This window comes from Lederbergia lenta NBRC 16444, assembly GCF_001591545.1.
In the GTDB taxonomy this organism is placed as follows: Bacteria; Bacillota; Bacilli; order Bacillales; family Bacillaceae_C; genus Lederbergia; species Lederbergia lenta.
On the sequence record NZ_BCVC01000001.1, the window covers coordinates 2,092,765 to 2,106,263 of the forward strand.

Genomic DNA, 13,499 nt, shown 5'->3' on the forward strand with positions numbered 1-13,499 from the left:
TATTAACGGCCCCACTTTAGTGCTATTGCACCCCAAGTAAGACCACCACCAAATCCAACCATTACAATTATATCATCGTCTTTAATTTTCCCTGATTCTAATTCATCACATAATGCCATTGGGATAGAGGCAGACGAAGTATTTCCATATTTATTAACTGTTTTCGCCATCTTTTCCTCAGGTAAATCTAATCTTTGTCTTGCCGCTTCCATAATTCGAATATTTGCTTGGTGAGGTATCAGGAAGTCCACATCATCTTTAGTAAGACCCGCTTTTTCAATTACATTAATAGAGGATTCCCCCATTTGTCTCACAGCGAATTTAAACACCTCACGACCATTCATCATGATATGTTCGTCTTGATATAGATGTTTACCTCCAGTTCCATCTGCACCAAGTTCAAATGATAGTATGCCCCGATCCTCTGATACAGAACTTACTACCACTGCACCTGCACCATCGCCAAACAATACAGCTGTATTTCGATCATTCCAATCCGTAATCGTTGATAATTTCTCAACTCCTACGATTAAAACATGCTTATTGGCGCCACTTTCGATAAACTGCTTTGCAGTAGCAAGGCCATACATGAAGCCAGCACACGCTGCGCTAATATCCATAGCAGATGCTTTCACACATCCTAAGCGTTCTTGTAGCATACAAGAAACTGTCGGGAATGGTTGATCTGGTGTTACGGTCGCTACAAGAATCATATCTATTTCTTCTGGCGATATTCCAGCGTTTGCAATTGCTTCCTTCGCCGCAGCATAAGCCATATCAGATGTATTCATATCATCTGCAGCAATCCTTCTTTCTTCTATACCTGTACGTGTTTTAATCCATTCATCAGAAGTATCTACCATTTTTTCTAAATCTTTATTTGTGAGCACCTTTTCTGGTGCATATTTTCCTACGCCAATTATTCCAGCTTTCATGTAGCTGATCCCCGCTTCCTTATCTAAATTCCATTTTTTATCATCATATATTAGGACTTGGTACTAATTATAGCATTCTTATAAATTAATGTCACTAAAAATTCCTGTTTATTAGCGTAAATATAATGTATACTGATCTCTTACATTCCTACGTCTTCTAGTATAACATCTGGAAAATCAGTTATGGAATCACAGATTATTTTTTCCACATCTTGCTTATTATTCGTTTGCAAATAGATATAACCTTGCATTTCTGCAGGAGGTAAATAATACTCTTTTACTTGGTGATTATTCTTCCCCACATTCCTCACGAACGATTCTACTTTTTTATAAAGTGTATGATGATTCATATTAGATTTAAAGCCATGTAAGAAAATAAATTTTTTACTACTTTCCCATGGAACATACATATCAAGCATTCGAAGGAGTTGCTCATGACTCCTATCATATTTGTGGTTCGTATAATCTAATATTGGTATTATGTAGCATTCTGCTTGCTCCATGACTCTGGGTTGATCCTTAACCGATTGCTGTTGATTTATTAGCATTAATTCTACATGTGCATTTCTACCTATTTGCATCCAACGATCTTCACACTCCTCAGTTTGCCAATTTGCATGATCAACTGCATAAACATAACATCCTAAATCAAGTAGCTTTGCACATACTTCGAATCCATACTGCTGCCTTGCCCCAAATACGACAGCTGATCTCATCCCATTATCCCCCTTTATGATTTCACCTATATTTATCTTATGTATGAAACGGTAACACTGAACTACACTTTTCAGGAATAGGTGGACTTTAACACTATACTAATAGCTATTTGAATTTTCTCTTTAACAATATATCTAATTATGGTATGATCAATGAGTCTGAATTCAAGATGTGATTTTATACATATTATATATATTTTATTTGAAACGAGGTGTTTTTCGATGAAATATTTCTGGACTCTTGTATGGGGATTCATCCTCACGCATGTATTAGCATATGTAGCCAATTCAATGCTCGGCCTTCCCTACGAATTTAAATCAGCTAGTATTTTGGCCATCGGTGTGATCATCTTACTTTATTTCGCAGCCGCAGCTTTATATGTAGACCCTTCTAAAAAACAACACTCATAAACTCGCCGTTACCGGCGAGTTTATTTATTTTCTTATGCTTATTTTTAATCCATTGCCCACTGCATCCACTATAACTGTATTATAAGGATGAACATTTCCAGCAATAATTTCTTTAGCTAATGCTGTTTCAACCCTGCTCTGTAAATATCTTTTCAATGGACGGGCACCATAAACCGGGTCATATGCTGCATCTGCGACAAATTGCAATGCATTGTCTGTCATTTCTAATTGTATATACTGTGAACTAAGTCTTTCTTGTAATTCTTCAGCCAATTTCGAAACAATTCCAGTAATATTTGCCAAGCTTAATGGCTTAAATAAAATGATATCATCAATCCTGTTCAAAAATTCAGGGCGGAATGAAGCCCGTAGTTGTCCAAGGACTAGTTCTTTCGTTTGTTCATCAATCATTTCTTCCTCTTTTTCACGTTCTAATAAATGTGCAGAACCAATGTTAGAGGTCATAATAATCACTGTATTTTTAAAGTCAATTCGTCTACCTTGCGAATCTGTAATTCTTCCATCATCTAGCACTTGCAACAAAATATTAAATACTTCTGGATGCGCTTTTTCAATTTCATCAAGCAGAATAACAGAATATGGTTTGCGTCTCACTGCTTCTGTTAATTGACCACCCTCTTCATAGCCGACATAGCCGGGAGGTGCACCTATCAACCGGGAGACAGCATGCTTTTCCATATATTCGGACATATCAATTCGAATCATATGTTCTTCACTGTCAAAGAGAGTTTCTGCAAGCGCCTTAGCCAATTCTGTTTTCCCGACACCAGTTGGCCCGAGAAAAATAAAAGAACCAATTGGGCGATTAGGATCTTTAATTCCTGCTCTAGCTCGAAGAACAGCATTACTCACTAGCTCGACAGCTTCGTCTTGCCCGATTACCCGCTCTTGTAAGATACTCTCAAGCCTTAATAGCTTTTCACGTTCCCCTTCCACTAATTTCATGACTGGTATTCCTGTCCATCGTGATACAATATCCGCAATCTCATCTTCTGTTACTTCTTCTTTGACTAATCGATTTTCATCCCCATGTTTTGTAGCCAGTTTTTCATCGAGAAGCTGTAACTCCTTCTCAACCGCAGGGATGCGTCCATGGCGAAGCTCCGCCGCTTTATTTAAATCATACTCACTCTCCGCATCTTCTAATTCTCTGCGAAGTTTATCTAATTGTTCACGTTTTTCTTGAATATGCATGATTTCATCTTTTTCTGCTTGCCATTTTGCTTTCATCTCATTTGATTTTTCTTTTAAATCCGCTAAATCTCTTTGAAGAATTTCAAGACGTTCTTTACTCGCTTCGTCTTCCTCTTTTTGCAACGCTGCCTCTTCTATTTCCAACTGCATGACCCGTCTTGTTACTTCATCGAGTTCGCTTGGCATCGAATCAATTTCTACTCGTATATTCGCACATGCCTCATCAATTAGGTCAATCGCCTTATCAGGCAAGAAACGATCAGTAATATAACGGTCAGAAAGAGTAGCAGCAGCAACGATTGCTCTGTCATGAATATTGACTCCGTGATGTATTTCAAAACGTTCTTTTAAGCCTCTCAAAATAGATACAGTATCTTCTACTGTTGGCTCTGGAACGAGTACCTTTTGAAAACGACGTTCCAATGCTGGATCCTTTTCAATATTAAGCCTATACTCATCCAAAGTCGTCGCACCAATACAATGCAACTCACCTCGCGCAAGCATCGGCTTCAACATATTTCCAGCATCCATCGACCCTTCTGTTTTCCCCGCTCCAACAATTGTGTGTATTTCATCAATAAATAGTAATATTTTCCCTTCACTATTTTTAATTTCTTGAAGAACAGCTTTAAGACGCTCTTCAAATTCACCGCGAAATTTTGCGCCTGCAATAAGTGCTCCCATATCCAGTGAATAAATAGTCTTATCTTTCAGACCTTCTGGTACATCACGTCTCAAAATACGCTGTGCCAGCCCTTCTACAATCGCTGTTTTACCGACTCCTGGCTCTCCAATTAAAACAGGGTTGTTTTTAGTTTTACGCGATAAGATTCGAATGACATTTCTGATTTCATTATCTCGACCAATAACCGGATCTAGTTTTCCCGATTTTACTTCAGCTACTAAATCCCTTCCATACTTTTTTAATGCTTCATATGTTGTTTCAGGATTTTGTGACACGATTCTTTGTCCACCTCTTATCTTTTCAATTTCTTCTTTTAATCGCACTTTTGTTAACCCTTGCCTTGATAAAAATAAAGTTAATGGATGATTTCTTTGTTCCATTAAAGCCAATGCAAAGTGTTCAACAGATAAATAATCATCTTCAAACGATTTTTTTTGTTTCTCAGCGGAATCTAATAGCCTTTGTAAATTTGCCTCTAAATACTGTCCTCCCTTTATTCCTTCTCCGGTAACTTGTGGCTTCTTTTCTAATAATTGATCAATTTCTAGTTGAAGGCTGCTTCTTGCAATGCCTAAACGCTCGTATAAATTTGTTAGTAAGCTATCATTTTTTGCCGCTAAGGCTTTCCAGAGATGAGAAATATCGATTTCTGGATGATTCATTCGCACCGCTAGCTGCTGTGCTTCTGCAAAAGCTTCTTGCATGGTTGAAGTCATTTTACTTAAATCCATTATTTCGTGCCTCCCTAGGAATACCAAAATAGACATAAAAATTAAAAATAGCGGAAGCATCCATAAGGAGCATCCCGCTATTATTTTTCCCGTAATCATTGAAGATGAAACAGGTAATTCTTATTATGATATGCCTAAAGCTATTTTCGCATAACGTGACATTTTATCTTTAGACCATGCTGGACTCCATACGATATCTACTTCCGTTTCTTTTACTTCAGGAATATCAGACAATGCAGCTTGAACCTGATCAACGATAACTCCTGCAAGTGGACAACCCATCGAAGTCAGAGTCATTGTTACCGTAGCTTGACCTGCTTCATTAAGGTCTACGTCATAAACGAGCCCAAGATTTACTATATCAACACCTAGCTCAGGGTCAATTACTTGCTCCAAAGCACCGAGTAAATTTTCTTTTAACGCTTCATCCATTAATCAGCACTCCTTTCAATAACGATTCTATATATATCATACCAAACGTACATAGATTTCACACTGAAAAGACTTTCTTTTCAATAAAAACATTTCGTAGCCCTCATAGATGCTCTACAAACCACGCAACAGTTTCAAGAAGTGCCTCTCTACTTACCTTATGCCCAGCCTTCTCATCTACAATAAATTTAAATGTATCGGCATTTCCTTTTTTTATTCTTTCGTAAAACTCATATGTAGGCTTGAATGGAACTACTGGGTCTTTCATGCCATGCCAGAATAAAATCGGCCTGCCATCAATGAGTTCCGCTTGTTTACTTAGATCAAAAGGTTTTAACATGGAAAACTTTTCCTCGAGTTGTTCATCTGAAAAAGGTATGTTGATGTTCGCTTCTTTAAGTTGCGCAATTTGCGACCTTGATAATTGTTCATAATTTGGGCTTCCCATTAGGCTAACCGCAGCCTTAATCCATTTATATTGTGTTAAAGCACCTAATGTTATAATTCCTCCCATCGATGTACCGACGAGACCGATTCTTTCTTCATCGACCATTCTTCTTGTTGCATATTCTTCTTTTATTGTAGCTAATTCACCTATCGTTTGAATAACAATATCCCAAAATTTATAGCTTACCTTTTCAAACGGAATTCCTGTATTTCTTTCACCATGTAATTTCGTTTCAGGTAAGATTACACGAAAACCTCTTTCAGCTAGTAAATAAGCAAAATGTAAATTATGCTCTTTAGCTGAAGTAAAACCATGTACAAAAAAAACGAGTGGAAGCATCTCATTGTATTTTCCTGTTTCAACTACATGTAAAAGTGGAATGTCGCTTATATTTTCTTTATGTATTTCAATCACGATGCTCTCTCCCTTTTTCTATCCAATTATACCTATTAAGTTTAGCATTAGCATGTGCATTTTTCCAAAGAAAGGATTTTGGAATTACCAAAAGGACCTCATCTATATTTTCTAGTCCAAAAAATGTATCTCTTTGACTTTCTGATTAAACAAACGAATTCTGTAAACAATACATATTGAAAGTAGCAAGTGTTTCTCTCTAATTCCAATAAAGGCGGTGTTAAGCTTGGGTAAACGCAGCAAATCAAAACGTTTCATCCAGCAAGGCAAAAACTCTGTAGAACAGCATGCAGAACGTTTTCCATACCGTTCCACTTTAGCAGATGAGGAAGAGAAAGAAATGAATTTCATGGAAGAAACGTCGCTTGGAGGTTTAAATAATGAGGGATAGACTTTTTGAGGAAGCAAGGCGTTTTGTAGAACAGGCTCAATTAATAGCTTCTGAAAATAGTGATCCCCATGATCAAGCAAAAGCATTGGATATAGCGAAAAATGCTGTTTCATCGGCATTCGCGAATTCGACTTTTGCACAACAGCGACAGCTTCAAGAATTTCAGCACACACTTGACCGACTTTCTTAAACCCCAAACAATTGGGTCATAAAACGGCGTTGTCACAATAGGTGACAACGCCGTTTTCCTTATTCATTCAATTAAGTGTCTGGTTCATCTATTCTTTTCGAAAAACACCAAAAACTCCAGTAGTTTGCACAATATTTGTAAACGCACCTGGGTCAATTTCTTTAATAATATGCTCTATTTCATATAATTCATAGCGCGTAATCACAATCATCATCATTTCTTTTTGCTCATTAGAAAAAGCACCTTTTGCTGGTACAACAGTAATACCTCGTACCATCCTAGCATGAATAGCTTCCTTCAATTCCGAAGTTTTCTTCGTAACGATCATTACCGTTAATTTTTGATGTCGTGTATGGATCGCATCAATAACTCTTGTAGAAGCATAAAGAGAAACCAATGTATACAATGCTTTATCCCATCCATAAATGGCACCTGCTGAAACAATTATAATAGCGTTTATTATGAAAAAATAAGTACCTACAGGTTTATCATTCATACGAGATAAGACCATCGCAATAATATCTAAACCACCAGTTGAGGCTCCCATTTTCAAAGTAATCCCTATTCCAACCGCAGATATAACCCCACCAAACACAGCATACAACATAATATCTGCTGCTTGAGTTTGAATCGGAATTATTTCAAGAAATATTGTAATACATACTACAGATATGAAACTGTATAATGTAAATGCTCTCCCCACTTTTAACCAACCTAAAATAACTACAGGAATATTTAACACTAATAATAAAATTCCCATCGAAATATGAATAGATATAAAATCACCTAATATATTTGATATAAGCTGGGCTGCCCCCGTGAGCCCGCTCGCGTAAACATTCGCAGGTATTAAAAAGTAGTTAAGTGCAAGTGCATTCAATAGAGCTCCAAATATTACAGCTATCGTGATTTTTGTATGTTCCCATACAGAGAATTGCTTGTTTGCCATATTACTCCCCCCATTTCGAGGTATTTTTTTATCATTCGATTACAAACTTATATACACTGGATAACCCAACTTGAAAAGGATTAAACAAATGATTCATTGTGCTTTTTTACTAAAGCCGCTAAACTTATAGATAGATAAATTTTCTGAATTGTTGAGGAGACCCTAAAAGAACCTAAACTATCTTATCATGAAAGGTGATATTTATGAAAATAAAACTATTTGCTGACAGTGCATCAGACTTACCTATTTCTTTTTTCGAAGAAAATAATGTCGAACTACTACCACTACAAGTACATGTAGATGATAAAAATTACAAGGATCTGCAAACGATACAACCAAAAGAAATATATGAAAAAATTAGAGCCGGTAAAATGCCGAAAACTTCTCAAACTTCTCCACAGCATTTTGAGGAGGTCTTTACAAATCTCGCAAAGTCGGGTGATTCCGGTATATATATCGCCTTTTCTTCAGAACTGTCCGGTACATATCAAACAGCAGTAATGGTGCGCGAACAGGTAAAAGAATCTTATCCAAACTTAGACTTGACCATTATCGATTCGAAATGTGCATCGCTTGGAGTAGGATTAGTAGTATTAGCAGTTGCAGAACAAATTAAAACTGGGGCATCCAAAGAAACGATAATTGAGGATGCTATTTTCAGATGTAATCATATGGAACATTTATTTACAGTGGAAGACCTTGACTTCCTAGCTAGGGGTGGACGACTATCCAAAGCTTCTGCTTTTCTTGGTGGATTATTAAATATTAAACCACTTCTGCACGTTGAAGGCGGAAAACTCGTTCCCATTGAAAAGATCCGCGGAAAGAAAAAGTTAATAAAGAGAATGCTCGATGTAATCGAGGAGCGTGGGGTAGATCTTAACAACCAAACCATCGGCATTAGCCATGGAGATGATGAGACAACCGCCCTTGAAGTAAAAAAAATGATAGAAGAGCGTTTTGGTACGCACAAATTTTACATCAATTTAATTGGCTCTGTCATTGCCTCCCATGCAGGACCAGGCACGATCGCTCTTTTCTTCTTGAATGAAAAAAGATGATTTTTTTCCAATTTGGATATACTAACATTTATCCGAATTGGAAAGGGGTAATATCTCATGAGATACAATTCATCTGATAATGATAAGAAAGCAAGAGACAACCAGGCAAAAAGTGAAGAAAAGAATATTCTTCATGAAAAAAACCGCAAAGCTGGTAAAGATCAATACTCTAAAAAAACTGATCATCTATAAGTTATAAAATTACTGGATCGCAGATATCACTCTAAATGCTAAAAAGTGTAGTGAACCTCAAAAGTTAGACACATTTTATTAGACAAGCTCTAAGGTCTAAACTCGGGTATTACCCCGAGCTTAGGCCTTTTTCTTTTGCTCTTGCCCTCATTCGTTTATTTATAGGAATTAATATACTTTGCTTGTTTTCCTTTAAATTGCAGTAATCGCCTTTCACAACCCGATGTTCTCTGTGATTACAATTAAGCTAAAATCAATGCGTAAGAAGATAACTAAATTTATCACAAATGATGACTTCGCCAAAAATGAATATTCGTGTGATTCATTTGTTATGCAGATTTCCCAGAAGGTAATAAAAATTTAAGTACGTTTATGAAGGGGAGAAAAATCTTTGTGAAAAAGAAAACCAAGTTAATTGAAGCGAGGGATTAGTTCACTGCACGCCCCTCCCCCCGGAAAGCGACATACTGAAGCGAAAATCAACGGTGATTCACTTCCCATTGTGTAGATGATTTACCCACATTCATTTAAAAAATATTGATTATTAAAGGTAACCGCTTGACTACAGGCAAGATAGCGCCCGGCCTAGAGCAGAAATCATCTACACGCAACGTAAGATTAACGGTCATTGATCTCCCTAGCATAAAAGTAGTTTAAATGGGTATATCATACATGTATCCATTTTCGAAATTATGAAGGAGTGAGCATTTTATGAGTAAGCAGGAAAAACAAACATTACCAAAACAAGAACAAGATCATCAACCAGGTGTCGAAACTAAAATGAATCCCGAACCGGAGTCAGTAAATGCTTCCTATAAAGGGAGTGGCAAACTAGCTGGTAAGGTAGCTATTATAACGGGCGGTGACAGCGGAATCGGTAAGTCAGTTGCTGTTTACTTTGCCAAAGAAGGTGCTGATATTGCAATCTTCTATTTAGAAGAAGATAAAGATGCAGAAACAACAAAAGAACTCGTGGAACAAGAAGGAAGAAAATGCCTTCTCATCCGCGGAGATGTCGGACAAGAGTCTCATTGTATTAACTCCGTAGAACAAGTGAAGAAAGAATTTGGTAAAATTGATATCCTTGTAAATAATGCTGGTGAGCAACATCCACAACAAAGCTTATTAGATATCACAGCTGCTCAGCTAGAAAAAACTTTTCGAACCAATATTTACTCCTTCTTCTTTTTAACAAAAGCAGTGCTTCCTCATTTACAAAAAGGAAGTTCTATCGTTAATACTGCTTCCATTACAGCATATAAGGGTAGCCCAAATTTAATTGATTATTCATCAACAAAAGGCGCTATAGTTTCCTTTACACGATCCCTATCCCAATCTATCGCCAATAAAGGGATCCGTGTAAATGCTGTAGCACCTGGTCCAATATGGACTCCACTTATCCCTTCCACTTTTACTGCTGAAGAAGTAGGTAAATTTGGAGCGGATACTCCGTTGGGACGACCGGGTCAACCGTCAGAACTTGCATCCGCATATGTATATCTCGCCAGCGAAGATTCCAGCTATGTTACAGGACAAACAATCCATGTTAATGGTGGCGAAGTAGTAAACGGCTAAATATAACTAATAAATGAGGGTGACTCCAGAAAAATTAGAGTCACCCTCATTTATTATTTTATTGGACGTTTTTTCCCGCGTTTCCATGCAATATACATAAATATAATGAATACTACAAAAACACCTATCATCGCAATAATAAACGGAATATTATAACTACTTTTTTCCGCCATTTTATAAACTTCTGTAGATTCACGTTCAAGTATTATTTTGTATTCTCCATTATCACTGCGAACCATATCTGAATTTAATAGCCCTCTTAATTCTTTGTCATCCTCCAGCTGTTCTGCTTTAATCACTGCGCTTTGATCTTTCGTTGTGTTATTAATGGCGATGACTAATGTGTCGTCTTTATATTCACGTTTAAAGACAGCCATACCATTTCTTTCATATAACATTTCGAAAGTTCCCTTTGTTAATGCGGGTTGGCTTTTTCTAATGTCGCCAACTTTCGTTATATATTCAATCAACTCTGGGTCTGTTCTGAAATTCATCGTTTGCTGATTTTCCGGAGCTTCCCCACCATCTACTGCGATTTCAGAAGCATAGTAAACGACCGGGATTTCGGGTTGCGTGAACAAATATGTAAATGCTAATTTCCAACGCGCACCTGGATATTCATTTTCATTTACCATATCTCTCGTGTAGCGATCCATATTGGCATTATCTAAAAATGCTGCCATTAGCCCAGGCTGCTCATAAACAGATTCATTTTGTTCCCATACATCAAATAATGGTTGCAAGGATCGACCTGGTTTCGCAAAAGCATTTCTAAAAGGCTGATTGAGCGACACATCCGTCATGCTATCAAAACCTGCATCTAAATATGCTTTGTTCACATCCTGGGTTGCTTCCGAGGTAGTACCCATTAAAAAAGTATCAGGATGTGCAGATTTAACATCGGAAGAAAAAGCTTGCAAAAATTCAATAGGAGCTTCATTGACATTGGTCATAACGAAACCATCCAAACCAGTTTCCTCTATCCACCAGTTCGCTACATCAATAAAATATTCTTGTACTTCTGGGCGATCAAGGGCAGGTGTTGGGAATCCGTCATTATTTGTCCGCACCCATTCCTGTTTATTCTTATCCGCTACCCATGGGTGACTTTTCCCAAGTTGATGTACTGGAAATTCCACTAATATCTTCATACCTCGGTTAGCTGCCTCTTCCACTAACTCCTGGAATTTCTCTATCGTACCGAAATGTTCTTCCGGTTTATGATAATCGATAATCCATTCTCCATGATAACCATCTTCTTCATTATCAAATATAGGAGATAATTGAATCGCATTGAATCCCATATCCTGCAAATAATCAAGTTTATCAATGATTCCTTGGAAATCACCACCATGATACGAAAGTGGTTCTAAAAGGTTCACATCCATATTGTTTTCATTGTCCCCATTATTGAACCTGTCTACCATCAGTGAATAAATTACTCTTTCTTCCCATGACTTCTCTTCTTTTTTTTCAGCACTTACCGAAAATGAAGAAAAAAGCAGAGTCATGATAAAGGTCAGGCTTACTACTTTCTTATACACTTACATTTACCTCCCAACATCTTATACAATCTAGAACACTTTCAAAAGAAAAACCGCACAGTGGCGGTTTTCCTTTATAATTATTATCATCTTTTACTTAGGCAGTTTTTGTAAAATTTAATGCCATTAACAAAATGAGGTTGATTTCCGATTCCGGAAGCTCGCTAAATCAACTTCTATACCGAAGGCTTGCTTTTGCAAAACTTATTTTGTACACAACAATCTTTTAGAAAGTAGCCTCTACTTAAAACCAAGACCAACCGATCGGTAGTTTCACACCCAATAAGAATGTTGCTATAAGGGCTATAATAAATATCACCCAAAAAACTCCAGCCTTTTTTCCTTTTGTTACTTTTACAAGGATCATTTCCATCATTGCGATAACTACAAGGCCACCTAAAAACTTCATACCATATAACATAGCATCCGTACTACTATGCTTCGCAAATAAGATAGCGCCTGTAGCAATAATTAATAAGTAGAATAGTCTTAATACCATGTGAACAATTTTTGTTGCTTTTTTATTACCGCTCTTATGTAAGAAAAGCGCTACAACAAATAATAATAATCCAATTACCCATGTAGCTATATGAGCGTGTGTAGTTTCAAACATCTTTTCACTCCTCCAAAAGTCGACGTAAAATCAATATTGTCTCTTCATATGAATCTATCTTACCATAATTTTTTTTTTGACAAGAGCGTTAACCCTTTATTTCACAATATTGTTCAATTTACCGATTCCTTCGATTTCAATTTCGATGTCATCTCCACTCTTTAGATATCGAGGTGGCTTAAAACCTTTACCCACTCCCGCTGGTGTTCCAGTTGCGATAATATCACCTGGCTCCAAAGTCATCCCTGAAGATAAAATGGAGATCATTTCATCGATTGGAAAAATGAAATGTTCCGTATTAGATTCTTGTCTGATTTCTCCGTTTACCTTTGTTCTGATGTTTAAGTTGTGTGGATTTTTCAGTTCGTCTTTATGAACAATCCAAGGACCTATCGGACATGATGTGTCCAAGCTCTTCCCAATAAAAAATTGTTTGTGGCGAGCTTGTAAGTCTCTCGCCGTAACGTCATTTAAAATAGTATAGCCAAAAATAAAATCAAAGGCTTCATCCCTAGAAATTTTCAACCCTTTTTTTCCGATAATGATCGCTAACTCACCTTCATAATCAAGTTCCGAAGTAATTTCAGCATGAGCGTTAATCACATGATCATGGCTAGTAACAGTTGTAGGTGCTTTCGTAAATACCATCAAATGCTTGGGAATGTCTGCCTCACTCCCCATTTCAATCGCATGATCTCGATAATTTTTACCTACACACATAATATTTTTTCTCGGCTTTGGAAGTGGTGATAGCCAATTCACTTTTTCAAAAGGGATTAAATATTTTTCAGCATCCTTTGATTCTCCCCAATTAAGTAAATCTTTAATCAGCTGTAAAGACTCCTCCCCTCCTTCTATTAGTTCTTGAATATTCGTAGGACAGTTCACTTGCTTATCCTTCGCAATTTGAATCATATCCCATACTTTTGTTTGTGTTTCATCAACAACTCCATATTTCTCTTCTTCATTTTGTATAAAGCTCATCCATTTCAATTCA

Annotated in this window: 15 protein-coding genes; 6 read left to right on the top strand and 9 right to left on the bottom strand. The window is 37.0% G+C overall.

Going from position 1 to position 13,499, the window contains the following annotated elements; genetic code table 11:
• Positions 1–2: 2 nt before the first annotated feature.
• Positions 3–935, bottom strand: a complete 933-nt coding sequence (locus BLE01S_RS09910; RefSeq protein WP_066140534.1) for a beta-ketoacyl-ACP synthase III — start codon at positions 933–935, stop codon at positions 3–5.
• Positions 936–1,075: 140 nt separating this feature from the next.
• On the bottom strand, positions 1,076–1,651 hold the full coding sequence (locus BLE01S_RS09915) for a hypothetical protein (RefSeq protein ID WP_066140537.1): 576 nt from the start codon (positions 1,649–1,651) through the stop codon (positions 1,076–1,078).
• A gap of 222 nt (positions 1,652–1,873) precedes the next feature.
• Here BLE01S_RS09915 and BLE01S_RS09920 point away from each other — a divergent pair, with 222 nt between their 5' ends.
• The gene (locus tag BLE01S_RS09920; RefSeq protein ID WP_066140539.1) at positions 1,874–2,062 is read left to right on the top strand and encodes a YjzD family protein; all 189 of its coding nucleotides are present in this window, start codon (positions 1,874–1,876) and stop codon (positions 2,060–2,062) included.
• 24 nt (positions 2,063–2,086) lie between these two features.
• Here BLE01S_RS09920 and clpB read toward each other — a convergent pair whose 3' ends face one another.
• From clpB to yjfP, 3 genes are all read right to left on the bottom strand, one after another.
• Positions 2,087–4,693 carry an ATP-dependent chaperone ClpB gene (clpB, locus tag BLE01S_RS09925; RefSeq protein ID WP_066140542.1) on the bottom strand — a complete coding sequence of 869 codons (2,607 nt, stop codon included), beginning with the start codon at positions 4,691–4,693 and terminating at the stop codon, positions 2,087–2,089.
• Between the two features lie 123 nt (positions 4,694–4,816).
• Entirely contained in the window at positions 4,817–5,125 is a 309-nt protein-coding gene (locus tag BLE01S_RS09930; RefSeq protein ID WP_066140545.1) for a metal-sulfur cluster assembly factor, read from the bottom strand.
• 103 nt (positions 5,126–5,228) lie between these two features.
• Positions 5,229–5,987: an esterase gene (yjfP, locus tag BLE01S_RS09935; protein ID WP_066140549.1), complete on the bottom strand. Its 759-nt coding sequence runs from the start codon at positions 5,985–5,987 to the stop codon at positions 5,229–5,231.
• A 226-nt stretch (positions 5,988–6,213) separates the two neighbouring features.
• Between yjfP and BLE01S_RS09940 the strand changes: the two genes are divergently transcribed.
• Positions 6,214–6,378: a competence protein gene (locus BLE01S_RS09940; RefSeq protein ID WP_066140552.1), complete on the top strand. Its 165-nt coding sequence runs from the start codon at positions 6,214–6,216 to the stop codon at positions 6,376–6,378.
• A complete protein-coding gene (locus tag BLE01S_RS09945) occupies positions 6,368–6,568 on the top strand; it encodes a DUF3813 domain-containing protein (RefSeq protein ID WP_066140555.1) in 201 nt (66 codons plus the stop codon). Before BLE01S_RS09940 ends, BLE01S_RS09945 begins: the two co-directional genes overlap by 11 nt.
• Before the next feature lie 88 nt (positions 6,569–6,656).
• Here BLE01S_RS09945 and BLE01S_RS09950 read toward each other — a convergent pair whose 3' ends face one another.
• Positions 6,657–7,517, bottom strand: a complete 861-nt coding sequence (locus BLE01S_RS09950) for a YitT family protein (RefSeq protein WP_066140558.1) — start codon at positions 7,515–7,517, stop codon at positions 6,657–6,659.
• Positions 7,518–7,720: 203 nt separating this feature from the next.
• Here BLE01S_RS09950 and BLE01S_RS09955 point away from each other — a divergent pair, with 203 nt between their 5' ends.
• The 3 genes from BLE01S_RS09955 to BLE01S_RS09960 all read left to right on the top strand — a co-directional run bounded on the left by BLE01S_RS09955 (position 7,721) and on the right by BLE01S_RS09960 (position 10,345).
• On the top strand, positions 7,721–8,578 hold the full coding sequence (locus BLE01S_RS09955) for a DegV family protein (RefSeq protein WP_066140562.1): 858 nt from the start codon (positions 7,721–7,723) through the stop codon (positions 8,576–8,578).
• A 57-nt stretch (positions 8,579–8,635) separates the two neighbouring features.
• Positions 8,636–8,770: a DUF3941 domain-containing protein gene (locus BLE01S_RS20460; protein ID WP_082788644.1), complete on the top strand. Its 135-nt coding sequence runs from the start codon at positions 8,636–8,638 to the stop codon at positions 8,768–8,770.
• Between the two features lie 711 nt (positions 8,771–9,481).
• On the top strand, positions 9,482–10,345 hold the full coding sequence (locus BLE01S_RS09960) for an SDR family oxidoreductase (RefSeq protein ID WP_066140565.1): 864 nt from the start codon (positions 9,482–9,484) through the stop codon (positions 10,343–10,345).
• Positions 10,346–10,398: 53 nt separating this feature from the next.
• On the opposite strand, the gene BLE01S_RS09965 is transcribed toward BLE01S_RS09960, so the two are convergent.
• The 3 genes from BLE01S_RS09965 to BLE01S_RS09975 form a co-directional block, all read right to left on the bottom strand.
• The gene (locus BLE01S_RS09965; RefSeq protein WP_231955834.1) at positions 10,399–11,889 is read right to left on the bottom strand and encodes an alpha-amylase family glycosyl hydrolase; all 1,491 of its coding nucleotides are present in this window, start codon (positions 11,887–11,889) and stop codon (positions 10,399–10,401) included.
• Positions 11,890–12,133: 244 nt separating this feature from the next.
• On the bottom strand, positions 12,134–12,502 hold the full coding sequence (locus BLE01S_RS09970; RefSeq protein WP_066140569.1) for a YisL family protein: 369 nt from the start codon (positions 12,500–12,502) through the stop codon (positions 12,134–12,136).
• 96 nt (positions 12,503–12,598) lie between these two features.
• Positions 12,599–13,495 (bottom strand): fumarylacetoacetate hydrolase family protein, encoded by an 897-nt coding sequence (locus BLE01S_RS09975; protein ID WP_066140573.1) that lies wholly within the window; start codon positions 13,493–13,495, stop codon positions 12,599–12,601.
• Between the last annotated feature and the right edge of the window lie 4 nt (positions 13,496–13,499).